Below are 14,145 nucleotides of genomic sequence, written 5' to 3'. Positions count from 1 at the left end.
ATTCAAGTTTGAAGTTTATGTCACCAAATGAATTTTATAACCTTCATTTTGGAGAAAATCTAACTAATATTCAAATAAGGGTGTAATTCTAAGAAATTTAGAGAATTTATTAGGTTTTGTCCAAAACCAAGGGGTTAATCCGCAAACAATTAATAACTTTAGGGATTTTCGATATTTTTTCTCATGTTGTTTTAGCAATTATTAATGAAAAAACCTTGTAATCATTTCAATGTTTTATATTGGTAAACGTAACTCCATATATCGACGGAATTTTCCGTCGATCACTCCACGTCCGCAAAGTACCCCTTGAATGTTTCCTGTTACTTTATAATGCATTCCCTCTGCACGTTTGATCATTGGCTCAATTTTTTCTCGATTAAATAACCCCATTTCGCCCATATCTATAATTGTACATAAACACGTCTTTAATGGTGATTCAATTCGTTCGCCATTAATTGGAGGTTTTAATATATCTGCATATTTTTTATCGATGCAAAAAAACCATTGATCATCATTTTTTTTAAACTCAACAACTGAATCTGAAAAAACTCCATACTTTGAAGACAAGAACCATTGACCAATTTCCTTCGAGGCAGAAATTTTTTTATAATTATCTCCTTTCGCTTGGAAGGAGCAGTATGCATACTGTTCTGGTATCTTTTTGACCCAAAAGTTGTTTAGATTTAATGCTGACATCTCTGTTCGTTCAATCATTTCTAAACATCTTTGTTTAAGTAGTTCGTCATATTGAATTTCTTGATCCAATTTCTTATAAAACTCTATATAATTAGCAAGCAACTTTTCTACAAAGTTACCTTCTTTTAATGTCGTTGTTTGTTTGATATTAATATCAAATCTCGTAAGTTGAATCGCCTCTCCTAATTGAAATAAATCCATAGTTGTATAAACTCGATAATTATTCGTTGTTGATCTTTTAGGTCTAATTACCCCACATTTTTCATAATACCTAACCATTTCCTTAGAAATATTTAGTATTTCTGCAATATCACTAATACTATATTCTACCATCGCTTTTCCTTTCCCCATTCATCACATTTACAGACACAGTATCAATACTATTCTCTTAAGCACTTATGCTAAACGCGAGCAGGCAAACTGTCTACTCTAAATATAACATTACTTATAAATTTACACTAAAGAAAAGTAACCCTTGTCAGCAATCTCATCCTGTTTGCTATACTCCTTACATTGTGGTCAATCCCTACTTTTTGCCTTCCTAACCACATTTCGTCATCATTACTACCGTCTCCACATGTGTCGTGTTCTGTATAGGAACACACTTTTTCGTCTTTTGAATCACCATTAGATTTTACCACATCTTTACCTTTTAATGAATGGCTCATGCCAGAATTAAATATGAATGTTAGCATATATGGATCTTTATTTCCTTCTTCATCAGTTCCACCTAATATTATTTTATTAACTGCACTTTCAAAAACTACTCTATCAAATTCTCTTATAGGTTTATTGCTATCAAAAACCTTTCTAAAACTTTCGATTCGTTTTTTCACATCAATATTATCTTCATTAACAAGTTCTGCTTCATCTCTTTTAGCTTTAAGTTTTTCTAACTCAGTTGATAGTTCAGTATATTTAAGTTCATAAGTATCTTTGTCTATCATTTCATCTATTCTCATATCAACTAATTTTTTAATCTTATTTTCTATAGAAGAAACTTCTCTTTGCAGCTTTTTTAATTCTTTTATAGAATTAGTAGCATTAATTGTATTTTCTACTGTTTCCATAAATTCTTCTACTATTTCTTTATTTTGAAGACAAAACATATTAAATGCTTCAAGAAATGCATTTTCTATAATCTTTTCATCTATGCCTTTACTATCTGGACAGTATTTTTTACCTTTTTTAGTTGATACTACACAATGCCAAATAGTCTTTTCATGAGAAGTACTGCTATGCCATCTTCTTCTTGTAGCAGTTCCTCCGCAAAAGCCACATTCTATTTTACTGCTAAATGCAAACTGTCTGCTATATTTTTCTTTTCTTCCCATGTTGCTGCTTCCTGAGTTTCTCTTATTTAATATCTTCTGAGCTTCATTAAACATTTCTTCTGAAATAATTGCTTCGTGATGTGAGTTAATATAATATTTTTCTTCTTCTCCCATATTATCAAGCCTTCTATGAGATATTGGATCTACTGTAAAAGTCTTTCCTAGAAGCAAATCTCCTTTATATTTTTCATTTTTAACAATTCCTCTTACAGAACCATCATTCCAGCTTGTACTTCCTTTTTTTGTTTTATATTTCAATTTGCTCAGCTCTTTTGCTATTACAAAACACCCTGCACCTTCCACATACCTTTGAAAAATGTATCTAACGGTCTTAGCTTCTTCTTCATTTATTGTAATTACTTTATTTATTGGATCATAGTCATACCCTAAACAGCCATTGAACCCAACCATTTCTCCTCTTTTCATTTTCATCTTTAATCCCATTTTTACATTAGCTGAAATAGATTCACTTTCTTGTTGAGCTAATGAACTTAAAATAACAAGCAGCATTTCACCATTCATTGTCAGTGTATTTATATTTTCCTTTTCAAATAAGATTGCAACATTATGTTCTTTAAGAAGTCTTACATATTTTAATGTGTCCAATGTGTTTCTTGCAAATCTAGATATTGATTTAGTTATAATTAAATCAATCTTTCCATCTACTGCATCATTTATCATTCTTTGAAAATCTAATCTTTTATCTATTTGAGTCCCACTTATTGCTTCATCTGCATATATATCAACAAGTGCCCATTCTGGTTTATTTTCTACCATATTTCTATAATGTTCTACTTGTGAATTATAACTGCTTAATTGCTCTTCTGAATCAGTGCTTACTCTGCAATAAGCAGCTACTCTTAATCTCTCAATAACCTTTTCATTATTTCTATTAACTCTATTTGTACTGGCTTTTATTACTTGTACATCTGCCATATCAATCTCTCCTCAAACTGTATTCCTATTACTTATTAGTTATAATTTTATACTGTTTAAGGTATTTTTTCAAGGCATTATAATCTTATATTTTTTCATAAGTTCATTTTTTATAGCCATGAACTCTTTGTCCGATATCATATTGAGCTTCAATAATTGACTAAGCATTGCAATTTGAATACTATACTTCATATTATTATCCATATAAAAATCTCCCCCAAACACTCATTAAAAATAGAAAAAGCAGCTACCTTCGTAACTGCAATGTTTTATAAAAAATAATCTTCACTTTTTACTTTCCTAAAAAATCTTCTTACTTCATCTATGGAATCTGTAACCTTGTAATCTTTAAGAGCTTCAAGCACCCTTCTTCGATATTTGCCATCTTTATTTATTCGTGCATCTAATATAGATATAACACCTGTATCAGTTTCACATCTTACTAATCTACCTATTCCCTGCTTTAGTTTTATAAGCATTTCTGGAAATATTACTTCATCTATAAATTCTTTTAAGTTCTCGTAAGCCTTTTTCTTTTCATCAATTATAGGTGTGGGAACTATAAATGGTAGATTTACAACTATAAGTGATGAAAGAATATCTCCAGGACAATCTACCCCTTCCCAAAAAGAACCTGTAGCAAACAGCACTCCATTTCTACTGTTTTTAAATCTTTCAATTATATTCTTTTCACTTTTATTCATCTTCATTGTTGGATATTTTATTATATTCTGAATATTTTCATAGATCTTTGACATTAACGAATATGAAGTAAAAAGTATTACAGCATGTCCAAAGCTAACTTCTATGATTTTTGATATTTCCTCTGACAAAGCTGTAATATACTCTTCACTCTGCTTATTGGGATAAGGTATTTTTTCGCTTATATATAGTAGTGTATTTTCTTTAAAATTAAATGGAGAAACTACACTTATTTCTTTAATATTATTTTTACTTAAAATATTGATTCCTGTATTACTCTTAAAATAGTCAAAGCCTTTATCATCAGACAAAGTAGCAGACGTTAGTATTTTGGGAGAACCACTTTCCCATAATACTTTGTTTAGTTGCCTTTCTAAATCTTTTGGTACACAGGACAAACATATTGAATCTTTATTTATCGGATTTTCAAGCCAATAAATTATTCTATCAGTTTGAAAAACCCTTATATTTTCTTCTAGCTCATCTAAAATAAATTGTATATTTCTGTTTTTAATGATATCTCGATTACAATAAGTTTTAATATCTAAAATTTTTTGCTTCATATTATATAGCAGCTTTTTCTCATATCTGCTTAATTTTATTTGAATTTGAGAATTTTCTTCAATATCAGATAAATTGCCTTTTGATATTAAACTATTGAATAAAGAACTTTTTATTTTATTCAATTCCTGCAATTTAGATTTTGCTATTTTTAAATATGCTTTATTACCTTTAAGACTACTATTCATAATGTTAATAGCCATGGTAATGTCTTCACTGGATAACTTCTTTCCAAATATTTGTGCAGCAGCATCATTTAACTTATGAGCTTCATCAACAACTACTGCAAAGTGTTCTGGAATTAAGGTTCTTTTTCCTGATGCTCTTTTTACAGCATCAGCTAGATAATAATTATGGTTGCATACTTGAAAATCATGTTCTGAAGATTTCATATACTCCAAATGCTTTAAATAATTACATCTATCAAAATAATAACAAGATCTATCACAAGCTTTGGGAACATTAATCTTTTGCAATATATGATTTTTCAAGCCCTTATACTCATCTAAGTCTATTCCCTTATCAGGTATTTGAAGTTCATTTAATTTTTGTAACAATTCCTTATCAATAGCTTTATTACTGCTTTTTAAGTAATTCATAAACCTTTCATATCTTTTTATACAAAAATAATGCTCTTTCCCTTTTCTTAACACAGCTTTTATTGGCTTATTTATAATTTTATTTTCTTGCAAGATTCTTGATAATTTTGGTACATAATCTTTTATAATTGCATTTTGCAGCTCTATACTCGATGTTGAAATAACACTGGCAGCTGTATCAGTTCCTTCATTAGTAAATATATATTTAGTTTTCCTTTGTCTTTCGTAAAGTGAGTGAACTAGACAAGCTACTATATAAGCATAAGTTTTTCCTGTACCTACAGCAGCCTCACAAATTGCAATTTTATTTTCTATTATTCCTCTATACATTGCTTTTGAAAGTTCAATTTGATTTTCTCTAATCTTAAAGCCATTTTCAGCCATAAGCTTAATAAAAATAAATTCAATCATATCCTCTGGATCATCTTTTAGTTTTACTTCATAATTAGAAGAATTCAAAAGTCTTTCTATCAGAATATCTTTAAGCTCTTCCGAATAGATTTTCTTACTTCTAAGTATAATTTCACTTTTATTCTTCTTTATATTTATAACGTAATAAGTATTTATACATTTGTTTTCTTTAACCGCAAATATATAATTTTCAAAAGTAAATAGATATTTATATTCACCCTTGAACTTATTATCTTCAATATATTTCTTTAATTTCTCTTCATCTGCCAAGTCTATATCATGCACATGCATCTCTCCTTATCCAATCGGTGTATAGCTTGACAACAGAAGGATACGGTGGCATAAATTCTAAATCCACCGCATAGTTTCCACTGTCAAGCTTATTACTAAACAGTTATTTTTCTGTATCATATTTGTTCTCAACCTCCCTGATACAACTTAAGGGAATATATCAAGTTGTTTTGGAAAAACATCATATAAGCTGACATGGCTATAAGTTCTCAAGCCAAATGAGCGTTATCCTGTCATTCATTGCAGGCTGCCCAATGCCGATAAGCGTTCAAGGCAGAAGTATCATTATTTATCCCTTTGCCTTTCATCGCAAGTAATCCCTCCACGGATTATTTAAAGCCAGATTGATTCGCTCTCAATAAATGGTCATGGCGCTCTGCTTAAGTTGCTTGCTGTGTCCCCAGCGGCAAAGGTTGCTTTCTTGATATACCGTATATTAAGTTTTCAAGGAGCGTAAAAGCATCTATAAAAAATGCCTTCACTATATAGCCTTGAGAAATGCCTTTAGGGGACAAAATATATAAAATTTATTTATTTTTTTCTAAACTTGCTTTTAATTTTTTAATTGCTCTTTGATGCTTCTTTTTAGCAGCTTCATCTTTAACTTGTAGTTTTATCGCTATTTCATTTATAGAAAGACCAAATCTATATCTAAGTTCAATGACTTTTAGATCTTCTTCTTTTAAATTCTTTAATGCTCTCAGTAAGCTTGTCTCCGAAATTAAATCTACAAAGCTCATAAGTTTTTCTGCTTCTTTTTCCACCTCAGAATCTTGTTCGTTTTCAGCAGATTCCAATGGTACATCGCAGCTTTGAAGATATTCTAGTGAAATATTGTGTCTGTAATATTTCCTCTCGTTGTTTTCCTCTTTTTTAATTTCTTCTTCAATAACCACCTTGAATTCTTCATAAGCTATTTCTTTTTCTTCCTTTGACATTTTTAATAACTCCTTTCAGAACGCAAAAAAGGAGCCGCACAAAAATGTGCGACTCCTCTTGAGCGTTATATTTATTTTTATTTTTGGGCATAGAAAAAGCCCTGAAGCGTAACTAAACGCTTCAAGGCTTTTAAAATATGCAATATTATTCCTATTGTATATATGTTATCAGTATCAAAGTATAATGTCAGTACCAACGTAGTATCAGTTAAGTATCAATCTTGTATCAGCTCTAAACTCTTAAGCTCTTTAATAAAATTAGGAAATAAATATCCCCATAAAATTGTTCCTAATAAATTTATAGCATTCCGCTTTTCTCTATAATATGTAGCACGAGAGCAACATAAATACTCAAGTATTTCATTTTCACAATAAGGATAAGCTGAAATGTAAATTTTATATATTATTGAATAATACCTCTCTCCATTCTCTGGATATGATTTTAACATCATCAATGCTTTTTCAATTAAATTAATAATACTTTTACTATCTGCAATAGATTGAAGTCTACTTTCAAGCTTAGCTTCAGATATAAATTCTTCTGTATCTGTTAAGTTTTCAATAAGCTCGTCTAGTTTTTTCCCTGAAAAAGAAATTGAATCCGCTTCTATCTCTTCAAAGGAGTTATTAATTCTCCATAATACCTTGTTATAAAGTTTTAAAAGTAATTTTGTGTTGTGATAAATATTAGGACTTACTTTTAAATTCCCTCTTGTTCTTATTAATCCCAAATTAAAATTATTGCTTTGAATTTCACCATAGCTATCCATTTCCACATCCCCTTTACACTTTAGCATTGACAGTAACTTAGTTCTAATCTACAATATATTTAAGAACTTTCGTTCTATTTCTAAGTATATATTGGCAAATTTATCTTGTCAATAACTTTTCAGAACAAATGTTCTTGTATTATAATAATATTGGAGGTCATAGAAATGAATTTCGGTGACAAATTAAAGCAGCTTCGTAAAGAGGCAGGCTTATCTCAAGAAGATTTGGCAAGGCAATTAAATATAACTCAAAAATCAATATGTAATTACGAAAATAATACTAGATTTCCTAAAGGTCAAAAGATTATTACTGGACTTGCTGAGATATTTAATGTATCTGTAGATTATTTAATTTCTGATAATGATGATGCCTCGAGGAATGAAGATTTTATTTCAAGTGCAAAAACTGAGTTTGGTTATAAAGGAAAAAAAGAAGCTGAAATGATTTTAGATAGAACTTCTGCCATTTTTGCTGGCGGAGAGTTATCTGAAGATGATAAAGATGCATTTTTTAAATCTATTACAGAAATATACTTTGATGCTAAACATAAGGCAAGGAAAAAATATGGCAGGAAGACTACTGAGGATAAAGACAGCCATAAAACACCTTAAAGGAGCAATTGCTTATGACTAAATTTATCTTAAAAGAAGTAAACAGACTTGTTAAAAAATATAAGACACGTGATCCTTTTGAAATTGCTGAAATGATGAAAATAAATGTCTGCTATCATGAACTTGGCAATCTTAAAGGGTACTACTTTTATCAATCTAAGTTTCGCTACATAGTCATAAATAAAAATATAAAAGAAGAACTTTTCCCAATAATCTGCGCTCATGAATTGGGTCACGATAGATTTCATCAAAGCTTTGCAACGAATGATCCTATAAGAGAATTTTCATTATTTGATATGAAATCAAAACCTGAAAGAGAAGCTAACATTTTTGCTGCTGAACTATTAATTCCTGATAAAACAATTATGGCTTTATTTAAAGAAGACTGTACCTATGCCAATGTTGCTGCTGAATTAAAAATGCCAATTGAGCTTGTGGATTTTAAAGGACAGATACTTAAATCTAAAGGATTTGACATAGGCCAATTTTGTATTTCTGGTGGAGATTTTTTGAAAAGATAAATAAATCTCCGCCAAATTTCACCATTATACTTCATCATAGTAAAGTTGTGCCTCTTTTATCCTCTTCATATTATTTATATATTAAATCTGTTTATTATCCTCAAACATATTAATTACTTTTGGTATTTCATATCCCCATATAATTGTGCTTAATAAATTTATAGCCTCTTTCTTCATTCTAAAATAGGTAGATCTGGATATAGCTAAATGTTCAAGTATGTAATTTTCTTTATACTTCTCTTTTGCTAAATATGAATATCTTAATATGCTATAATACAACTCTCCAACTTCCGGATACTTCTTTAAAATGTCAAAAGACTTGTCTAAGATTCTTATAATGCAATTACTATAAGTTAAATCCTGAAGATTTTCTTCTATTTTAGATCATTATAATATATTATATTTCATTTCTTGCTTTACATGAAATATAAAGACGAAATTAAAGCTAAATATTGAAATCCATACTTAATTTGTAATAGGTATTATATTTTTCAATAGGTACATATTCAATTACTTTTTACTTATATCAGTTTTTATCTGTCCATATATAATTTATCGCCTAAGTTTTGGTGCAAAACTATGTGATTTTTACAATTCCACTTACTATGTACTGAACTATCAATATCCATTAACAGACACACATCCCTATACTTTATAGTTTGGGTCGGAAAATCTAGTTTATTTTTTCTACTTATATATAAAAACATTCCCAAACCACAAGTCAAACTTGTGATATTCTTAAATACAATAAAAAACTCCCTTGAATTAGGGAGTTCCATCTGTCGTCTTTATTTATATCTTAAACTTGATAATATTTCTGGTTATTAATTTTGTAGAATACTTTAATCATTCCTAAATTGACGTTTTTTTAATAGCTTGATATCTAGTCTGTTCTCACCAGCATCTTTTTTGAGAACTTCAACAATTTCAATAAGATTACTAACATCCATAGAAGTCTGTTTTAGAGAGCCCATAATTAAATTCAACTTATCATAAACAGTTCTATTTTCATGCTTATTATAATATCCCTCATGATCTTTAAATATTACATGCCCATCTACAAGTAATTTGACCTTTTCATCTATATTTTCAATAAGTTCAATATTTTTAATGATTTGTTTTTCTAACTTATCCATTCCTTCATATACTTTTGAAAAACCTTCTTGCATATTTGAACACACTTTACATATTAAATTTAATAATTCGTTGTTATCAGCCATATTCCAATCACTCCCTTGTATGCCACAAACAAAAGCATATACGATAGTAATAAATGCTCTGCCCCTTTTAATAATTTATCACAAAACTACTTCATGTAGCATTAATTATAAATATCTAGATCTGAAGTACTTTATATTGAAACATTTTTAACTTTTTCTAAATCTCTAGTTAATATCTTATTTATAACACTTTTTATGTTAATGATTTCAATTGATTTATTATTATCACACAAAATTATACTTTTTTCTCCTTTGGTCATTAAAATAATATTCTTATGATTAAATTCTATTATTTTATTATAGTCAACATCCACATCCCAACATACTACATAATGATATGTATTTAATGGATGCTTATGTTTAAATAAATTACTTAATTTATACTCTATTTCTACCAGAACATTATTATTTTTTTTATCTAAACAAATCATATCTGTTGCTGCAATTCTGGAATATGTAACTACTTTTGATATAGCTCCAATAAATTCTTTAGTTTTATCATTAGAAAGCAATGCAACAAACCACATAGCCACTTCATATTCAGAATATGGCTTTTTTTTAATGGGAATACAATCTATTAAAATATCATCAAGTTTTTCAAGGTTATTTAAATTTTTATTTATTGATTCAAATTTACGTCTTGCTGCATATTCTTCTTCCTCTTTCTTTCTTAAATTAAAATAGTATTCTTGTGCTATAGGTTTTATTTTAGTATTTATAATTTCCTTTGTCTTCTCCAACACCCATTTAACTTTTGGATCATTTTCATTAGATAAATTATTTCTGTCTGCAGTTAATTCAAAAGATTGAGAATTGACCAAAATATGGTAATGGTAGTATTGTTCATCATTCAACAAATCAACTCTTCTTAAAAATGGAATAAAGTCCTTTGCTAAGTACAATCCAAATCTTCCTTTATATGTTTCGCCTTTTTTTAATCTAGAAATTTCTTTTCTACGATTTATGCCTGCCACTTCGCCATATACTTGAACCGATACAAATTCTCCATTTATATTAGTTTCTAGATGAAATGGTCCAAAATGCCTGCAATAATTTACTGTTCTTCTATATATTTTTTCATTTATATCTTCATCAGGTAATTCTTGTGGTTGTGCAAATATATGTACTCCTATTATTTCTTCATTTTGATTTAAGATACCATCATTTATAAATACTTTGGGAGCTATTTGCATATTTTTAATATTTTTATAAAGACTTGGGATACTAGCAAATATATTTTTAAAACTTCCTGCTGCTGTAAACCATTGAATATAATCTTTAATTGTTTCACAATTAAAATACTTTTCTGGATTATCTATCTTATAATTTTTCATTATGACCATAGTTCCACTTTTAAATTCAAATTTTTCATTAAATACCTCAATAGTGTATTGAGGTATTATACCCTCATTTAGCTTTTGCCATGGATTTGCCATTTCTGCTTTATAAACCTTTTTGTTCTTTATCTTAGTAACCACTGATATTAAATCACTCTTATAATATGTTTTTGTTCCCAACCCCTTTTCACCTATTCCTAAGTTATTCTTATTTGAATCTCCTAAATTAAAGAATTTATGAATTGCATCAATATCCATACCTTTTCCATCATCTTTAATTATTATTAAAAAATCTCCATTATTATTTCTGCAAATATCTATATATATATTTAGTGCTTCTGCGTCAAATGAATTACTTATAGCCTCTCTTATTATTTCTAATGGATTAATAATATTATGTGCAATTTCTTTAAATATTGATACCTCTTTTACTTTTGGAATAAAAACATTCATATATGACCTCCAAATTAATTTTATAATCTTTCAAAGTGTGCTGAATGAGCACACTTTATTGTTTCCTATTTACTAAAATTAATACATAGTATTAAAAATAGCGAAAGGAGGATTATTATAGAAATCAAAAATATTTTAGGCCCATCTATACGATTTTATAGACGTAAGCTAGGTATTTCACAAGATTTCTTAGCTGCCAGATTGTCAACTAACGGACTTAAATTTGATAGAACAATGATTTCAAGAATCGAAAATCAAACTAGAATATTATATGATTATGAAATTTTGAGTATCTGTAATGCACTTTCTATATCTGTTAGTGACCTATATGAAAAAATAACTTAAAGAAGTATTGAAAAATAACAACAAATCATTTTTCAATACTTCTTCTTTTTACAAATAACTTATCAAAATTTTCACTGAATATCTTCTTTACCTAAATAGTCTTTAATAATTTTGCTTTATCTAATCATAATCCACTTCTTTAATGCTCATTATAAAATTATATTGTTAAATTTAAATTTCCACACCTTCTCTTTCTACATTTTTAATCAAAGGAGATATATTTTTGTATTTATTATAATAACTAATGCTCATATCATATATATTTATCATAATGCCATATTTTACCGATATTTCAGATATTAAATCATCTATATTTTTTATTCTAGTTTCATCATATACTAAAAAAATGTCAATATCAGACTAGTTACTATAGTCACCTCTTGCGAAAGAACCATATAATTTTAATTGTTTAACACTATCTCTCAATAGTAAAATAATATCTTTCTTAACTTCATTAAGTAACCTAGATAATTCACAATTCCCTATGCAAGTCTTTATAATGCAACTCATAAATCGCCTCCATTTTTATAATTATTCTCTTCTTTGTCTGTCAGTAATTTATTTGAAATAACGAATCAGAAAATCTATACTAATTTATTACAAATCATTTTTGTATATTCAATTCACATGTAAAATTTAACCATTACTAAATCTTCAACAATAAGTTTGCCTTTTTCCTCATGTTTCTTTAAATATCAAATACAATCCTTTGATTATGATAAGTTTTCTTTACTTAATTTTAGAGCATAGTAGGCATCTCCTTATTTTGTATTCTAATTTAATTATACTAAATCTACATGCTATACGTTCATTTTACACTACTTATTGTAAATTACTTATAAGAAAAAGATAGTATTAAATTACTAATAAAGTAAGTTCAATACCACCTTTTTCTTATTTTTTTATTACTTCAATGAAATTTCTAAAGGCTACTACAATCTTCAAAGTAATCATCTTGCAAAAAATAAATTCTTTGTAGTTTTTCTACATAATAATATCTATCTGAATTAATTACCTTAATCATCTTATCAATATATTCTTTGGATTTTTCTACTCTTTCTTTATTTTTACAAATTTTGCATTCATCATGACACTTATCTACATTATCTTTTAAATAAGGTTCTACTAACAACATGTACCTTTCTAGCATATTTTTTATATCTTCATACTGCTCTTCGCAATAATCTTGAAATATAAGATTATTTGCATCACTCATTCCTAACATAAGAATATGTAGATCCTCTACAATTTCTCTATATTCACACTTATTACACTTTTCAAATCTTTCTTCCATAATAAATCAACTCCTTTATTTTTATATAGTATAACTTGAAAAATTAAAATTAAATTAATGAAAAAATAATTATTTTTATTTACATTACTAATTACAATTCTTCTATTATTAAAAATAATATTATGAAGGTAAATCAAAAAAAATTTGTATTTTCAATTTATGAAATTCTAGGTAAGTCAGATAAATATAAAAGAAAAAATATAACTAACTGGATTTGTGTATAAGAATAACGACTTAAACCAAAATGAGTTTATAATATGATGATTTATAATGGTATGTTGAGACACCGGTATGTAAATTGCTTGAATTAGATATGGTAGTAATAATTTAGAACTAAACGTTCTTGGAAATTTCATTGTGGGTATAGGTTGTTTATTACTAACACTTGCCCTCACCGAGAGTACTTAACTGTATTGCAGAATCTGGAAATTCTAATTCTACACAAAAAGACAACAATAATAATAACACTGCTGCAGCTGATGATACAATAATTGGATAAGGATTAAATAAATTTAATCTATCACAGTAACCTCCAGCTTTTCATGGCATTCATTATTAATATTGTGGTATTCTTTAAGGTTATTATCTTTCCTAAATTTTATTACATACTGTTTTCATTCCCTCTCCATAAATACCATCTAATTTTCCTTGATAATACCCTTTTTCCTTCATCTTTCTTTGTACCTCTAAAACATCTACCTTCTATCACCTGGTTTTAGAGTCACTCCCACCTTTTCAAATGTACCTTATTGACTAGCCAATTACACTCCACTGCGACTTTTTCACCAATTAAATTTAATCTATATAAAAAGATATATGATTATCTGCCGGAAAAAACATTGGCAGATAAAATAATTAAGGTAAGAAAATCTAGTAACCTTGATAGAATAGAATTTGGTAAAGCCATTGCCCATTATTGGTCTTCTGTACAACAATGGGAATTAAATGAAATATACCCTAAGCCAAATATAATAAAAGATATTTGTGATACATTCAATATTGACTTAAAATACTTGGAGCTAGAATATAAATAGTACAAGTCAAAATGAGAAAATCCTATAGATTAAAAGGTGGTACAATAAATGTATCAGATGAAGGAGGATCTCATTATGGCAAAACAATTTG

Annotated in this window: 15 protein-coding genes; 3 read left to right on the top strand and 12 right to left on the bottom strand. The window is 28.0% G+C overall.

What is annotated here, in order from left to right; translation table 11 throughout:
- Window positions 1–234: 234 nt before the first annotated feature.
- The 6 genes from IAI10_RS23615 to IAI10_RS23590 all read right to left on the bottom strand — a co-directional run bounded on the left by IAI10_RS23615 (window position 235) and on the right by IAI10_RS23590 (window position 7,238).
- A complete protein-coding gene (locus IAI10_RS23615; RefSeq protein WP_315675774.1) occupies window positions 235–1,029 on the bottom strand; it encodes a MerR family transcriptional regulator in 795 nt (264 codons plus the stop codon).
- A gap of 125 nt (window positions 1,030–1,154) precedes the next feature.
- Window positions 1,155–2,966 carry a recombinase family protein gene (locus IAI10_RS23610; protein WP_315675773.1) on the bottom strand — a complete coding sequence of 604 codons (1,812 nt, stop codon included), beginning with the start codon at window positions 2,964–2,966 and terminating at the stop codon, window positions 1,155–1,157.
- 69 nt (window positions 2,967–3,035) lie between these two features.
- Window positions 3,036–3,170 carry a hypothetical protein gene (locus IAI10_RS23605; RefSeq protein ID WP_016207356.1) on the bottom strand — a complete coding sequence of 45 codons (135 nt, stop codon included), beginning with the start codon at window positions 3,168–3,170 and terminating at the stop codon, window positions 3,036–3,038.
- A 65-nt stretch (window positions 3,171–3,235) separates the two neighbouring features.
- A complete protein-coding gene (locus IAI10_RS23600; RefSeq protein WP_315675772.1) occupies window positions 3,236–5,530 on the bottom strand; it encodes an ATP-dependent DNA helicase in 2,295 nt (764 codons plus the stop codon).
- 527 nt (window positions 5,531–6,057) lie between these two features.
- Window positions 6,058–6,468, bottom strand: coding sequence for a sigma factor-like helix-turn-helix DNA-binding protein (locus tag IAI10_RS23595; RefSeq protein WP_315675771.1), 411 nt, complete (start codon window positions 6,466–6,468; stop codon window positions 6,058–6,060).
- 215 nt (window positions 6,469–6,683) lie between these two features.
- Window positions 6,684–7,238, bottom strand: a complete 555-nt coding sequence (locus IAI10_RS23590; RefSeq protein WP_016207359.1) for a hypothetical protein — start codon at window positions 7,236–7,238, stop codon at window positions 6,684–6,686.
- Between the two features lie 165 nt (window positions 7,239–7,403).
- Here IAI10_RS23590 and IAI10_RS23585 point away from each other — a divergent pair, with 165 nt between their 5' ends.
- Window positions 7,404–7,850 (top strand): helix-turn-helix transcriptional regulator, encoded by a 447-nt coding sequence (locus IAI10_RS23585; RefSeq protein ID WP_315675770.1) that lies wholly within the window; start codon window positions 7,404–7,406, stop codon window positions 7,848–7,850.
- Between the two features lie 14 nt (window positions 7,851–7,864).
- Window positions 7,865–8,371, top strand: coding sequence for an ImmA/IrrE family metallo-endopeptidase (locus IAI10_RS23580; protein ID WP_315675769.1), 507 nt, complete (start codon window positions 7,865–7,867; stop codon window positions 8,369–8,371).
- Between the two features lie 81 nt (window positions 8,372–8,452).
- On the opposite strand, the gene IAI10_RS23575 is transcribed toward IAI10_RS23580, so the two are convergent.
- The 6 genes from IAI10_RS23575 to IAI10_RS24740 form a co-directional block, all read right to left on the bottom strand.
- The gene (locus IAI10_RS23575; RefSeq protein ID WP_315675768.1) at window positions 8,453–8,650 is read right to left on the bottom strand and encodes a DUF1492 domain-containing protein; all 198 of its coding nucleotides are present in this window, start codon (window positions 8,648–8,650) and stop codon (window positions 8,453–8,455) included.
- A 563-nt stretch (window positions 8,651–9,213) separates the two neighbouring features.
- Window positions 9,214–9,591 carry a hypothetical protein gene (locus IAI10_RS23570; RefSeq protein ID WP_315675767.1) on the bottom strand — a complete coding sequence of 126 codons (378 nt, stop codon included), beginning with the start codon at window positions 9,589–9,591 and terminating at the stop codon, window positions 9,214–9,216.
- Between the two features lie 131 nt (window positions 9,592–9,722).
- Window positions 9,723–11,381, bottom strand: a complete 1,659-nt coding sequence (locus IAI10_RS23565) for an ATP-binding protein (RefSeq protein ID WP_315675766.1) — start codon at window positions 11,379–11,381, stop codon at window positions 9,723–9,725.
- Between the two features lie 705 nt (window positions 11,382–12,086).
- Window positions 12,087–12,236 (bottom strand): hypothetical protein, encoded by a 150-nt coding sequence (locus IAI10_RS23560; RefSeq protein ID WP_315675765.1) that lies wholly within the window; start codon window positions 12,234–12,236, stop codon window positions 12,087–12,089.
- A gap of 412 nt (window positions 12,237–12,648) precedes the next feature.
- Window positions 12,649–13,020, bottom strand: a complete 372-nt coding sequence (locus IAI10_RS23555; protein WP_315675764.1) for a hypothetical protein — start codon at window positions 13,018–13,020, stop codon at window positions 12,649–12,651.
- A 591-nt stretch (window positions 13,021–13,611) separates the two neighbouring features.
- The gene (locus tag IAI10_RS24740; RefSeq protein ID WP_396334421.1) at window positions 13,612–13,692 is read right to left on the bottom strand and encodes a hypothetical protein; all 81 of its coding nucleotides are present in this window, start codon (window positions 13,690–13,692) and stop codon (window positions 13,612–13,614) included.
- A gap of 167 nt (window positions 13,693–13,859) precedes the next feature.
- Between IAI10_RS24740 and IAI10_RS23550 the strand changes: the two genes are divergently transcribed.
- Entirely contained in the window at window positions 13,860–14,054 is a 195-nt protein-coding gene (locus IAI10_RS23550; RefSeq protein ID WP_315675763.1) for a hypothetical protein, read from the top strand.
- Window positions 14,055–14,145 lie beyond the last annotated feature (91 nt).

Origin of the sequence: Clostridium sp. 19966 (genome assembly GCF_032335695.1) — a bacterium.
Taxonomy (GTDB): domain Bacteria; phylum Bacillota; class Clostridia; order Clostridiales; family Clostridiaceae; genus JACTOJ01.
The sequence above is the reverse complement of the archived record's forward strand: the minus strand, read 5'-3'. Positions and strand labels throughout refer to the sequence as shown.

Coding starts and splice junctions, on each gene's coding strand:
- IAI10_RS23615 (WP_315675774.1), bottom strand. CDS start 1,029: ATGGTAGAATATAGTATTAGTGATATTGCAGAAATACTAAATATTTCT.
- IAI10_RS23610 (WP_315675773.1), bottom strand. CDS start 2,966: ATGGCAGATGTACAAGTAATAAAAGCCAGTACAAATAGAGTTAATAGA.
- IAI10_RS23605 (WP_016207356.1), bottom strand. CDS start 3,170: ATGGATAATAATATGAAGTATAGTATTCAAATTGCAATGCTTAGTCAA.
- IAI10_RS23600 (WP_315675772.1), bottom strand. CDS start 5,530: ATGCATGTGCATGATATAGACTTGGCAGATGAAGAGAAATTAAAGAAA.
- IAI10_RS23595 (WP_315675771.1), bottom strand. CDS start 6,468: ATGTCAAAGGAAGAAAAAGAAATAGCTTATGAAGAATTCAAGGTGGTT.
- IAI10_RS23590 (WP_016207359.1), bottom strand. CDS start 7,238: ATGGATAGCTATGGTGAAATTCAAAGCAATAATTTTAATTTGGGATTA.
- IAI10_RS23585 (WP_315675770.1), top strand. CDS start 7,404: ATGAATTTCGGTGACAAATTAAAGCAGCTTCGTAAAGAGGCAGGCTTA.
- IAI10_RS23580 (WP_315675769.1), top strand. CDS start 7,865: ATGACTAAATTTATCTTAAAAGAAGTAAACAGACTTGTTAAAAAATAT.
- IAI10_RS23570 (WP_315675767.1), bottom strand. CDS start 9,591: ATGGCTGATAACAACGAATTATTAAATTTAATATGTAAAGTGTGTTCA.
- IAI10_RS23565 (WP_315675766.1), bottom strand. CDS start 11,381: ATGAATGTTTTTATTCCAAAAGTAAAAGAGGTATCAATATTTAAAGAA.
- IAI10_RS23560 (WP_315675765.1), bottom strand. CDS start 12,236: ATGAGTTGCATTATAAAGACTTGCATAGGGAATTGTGAATTATCTAGG.
- IAI10_RS23555 (WP_315675764.1), bottom strand. CDS start 13,020: ATGGAAGAAAGATTTGAAAAGTGTAATAAGTGTGAATATAGAGAAATT.
- IAI10_RS24740 (WP_396334421.1), bottom strand. CDS start 13,692: ATGAAGGAAAAAGGGTATTATCAAGGAAAATTAGATGGTATTTATGGA.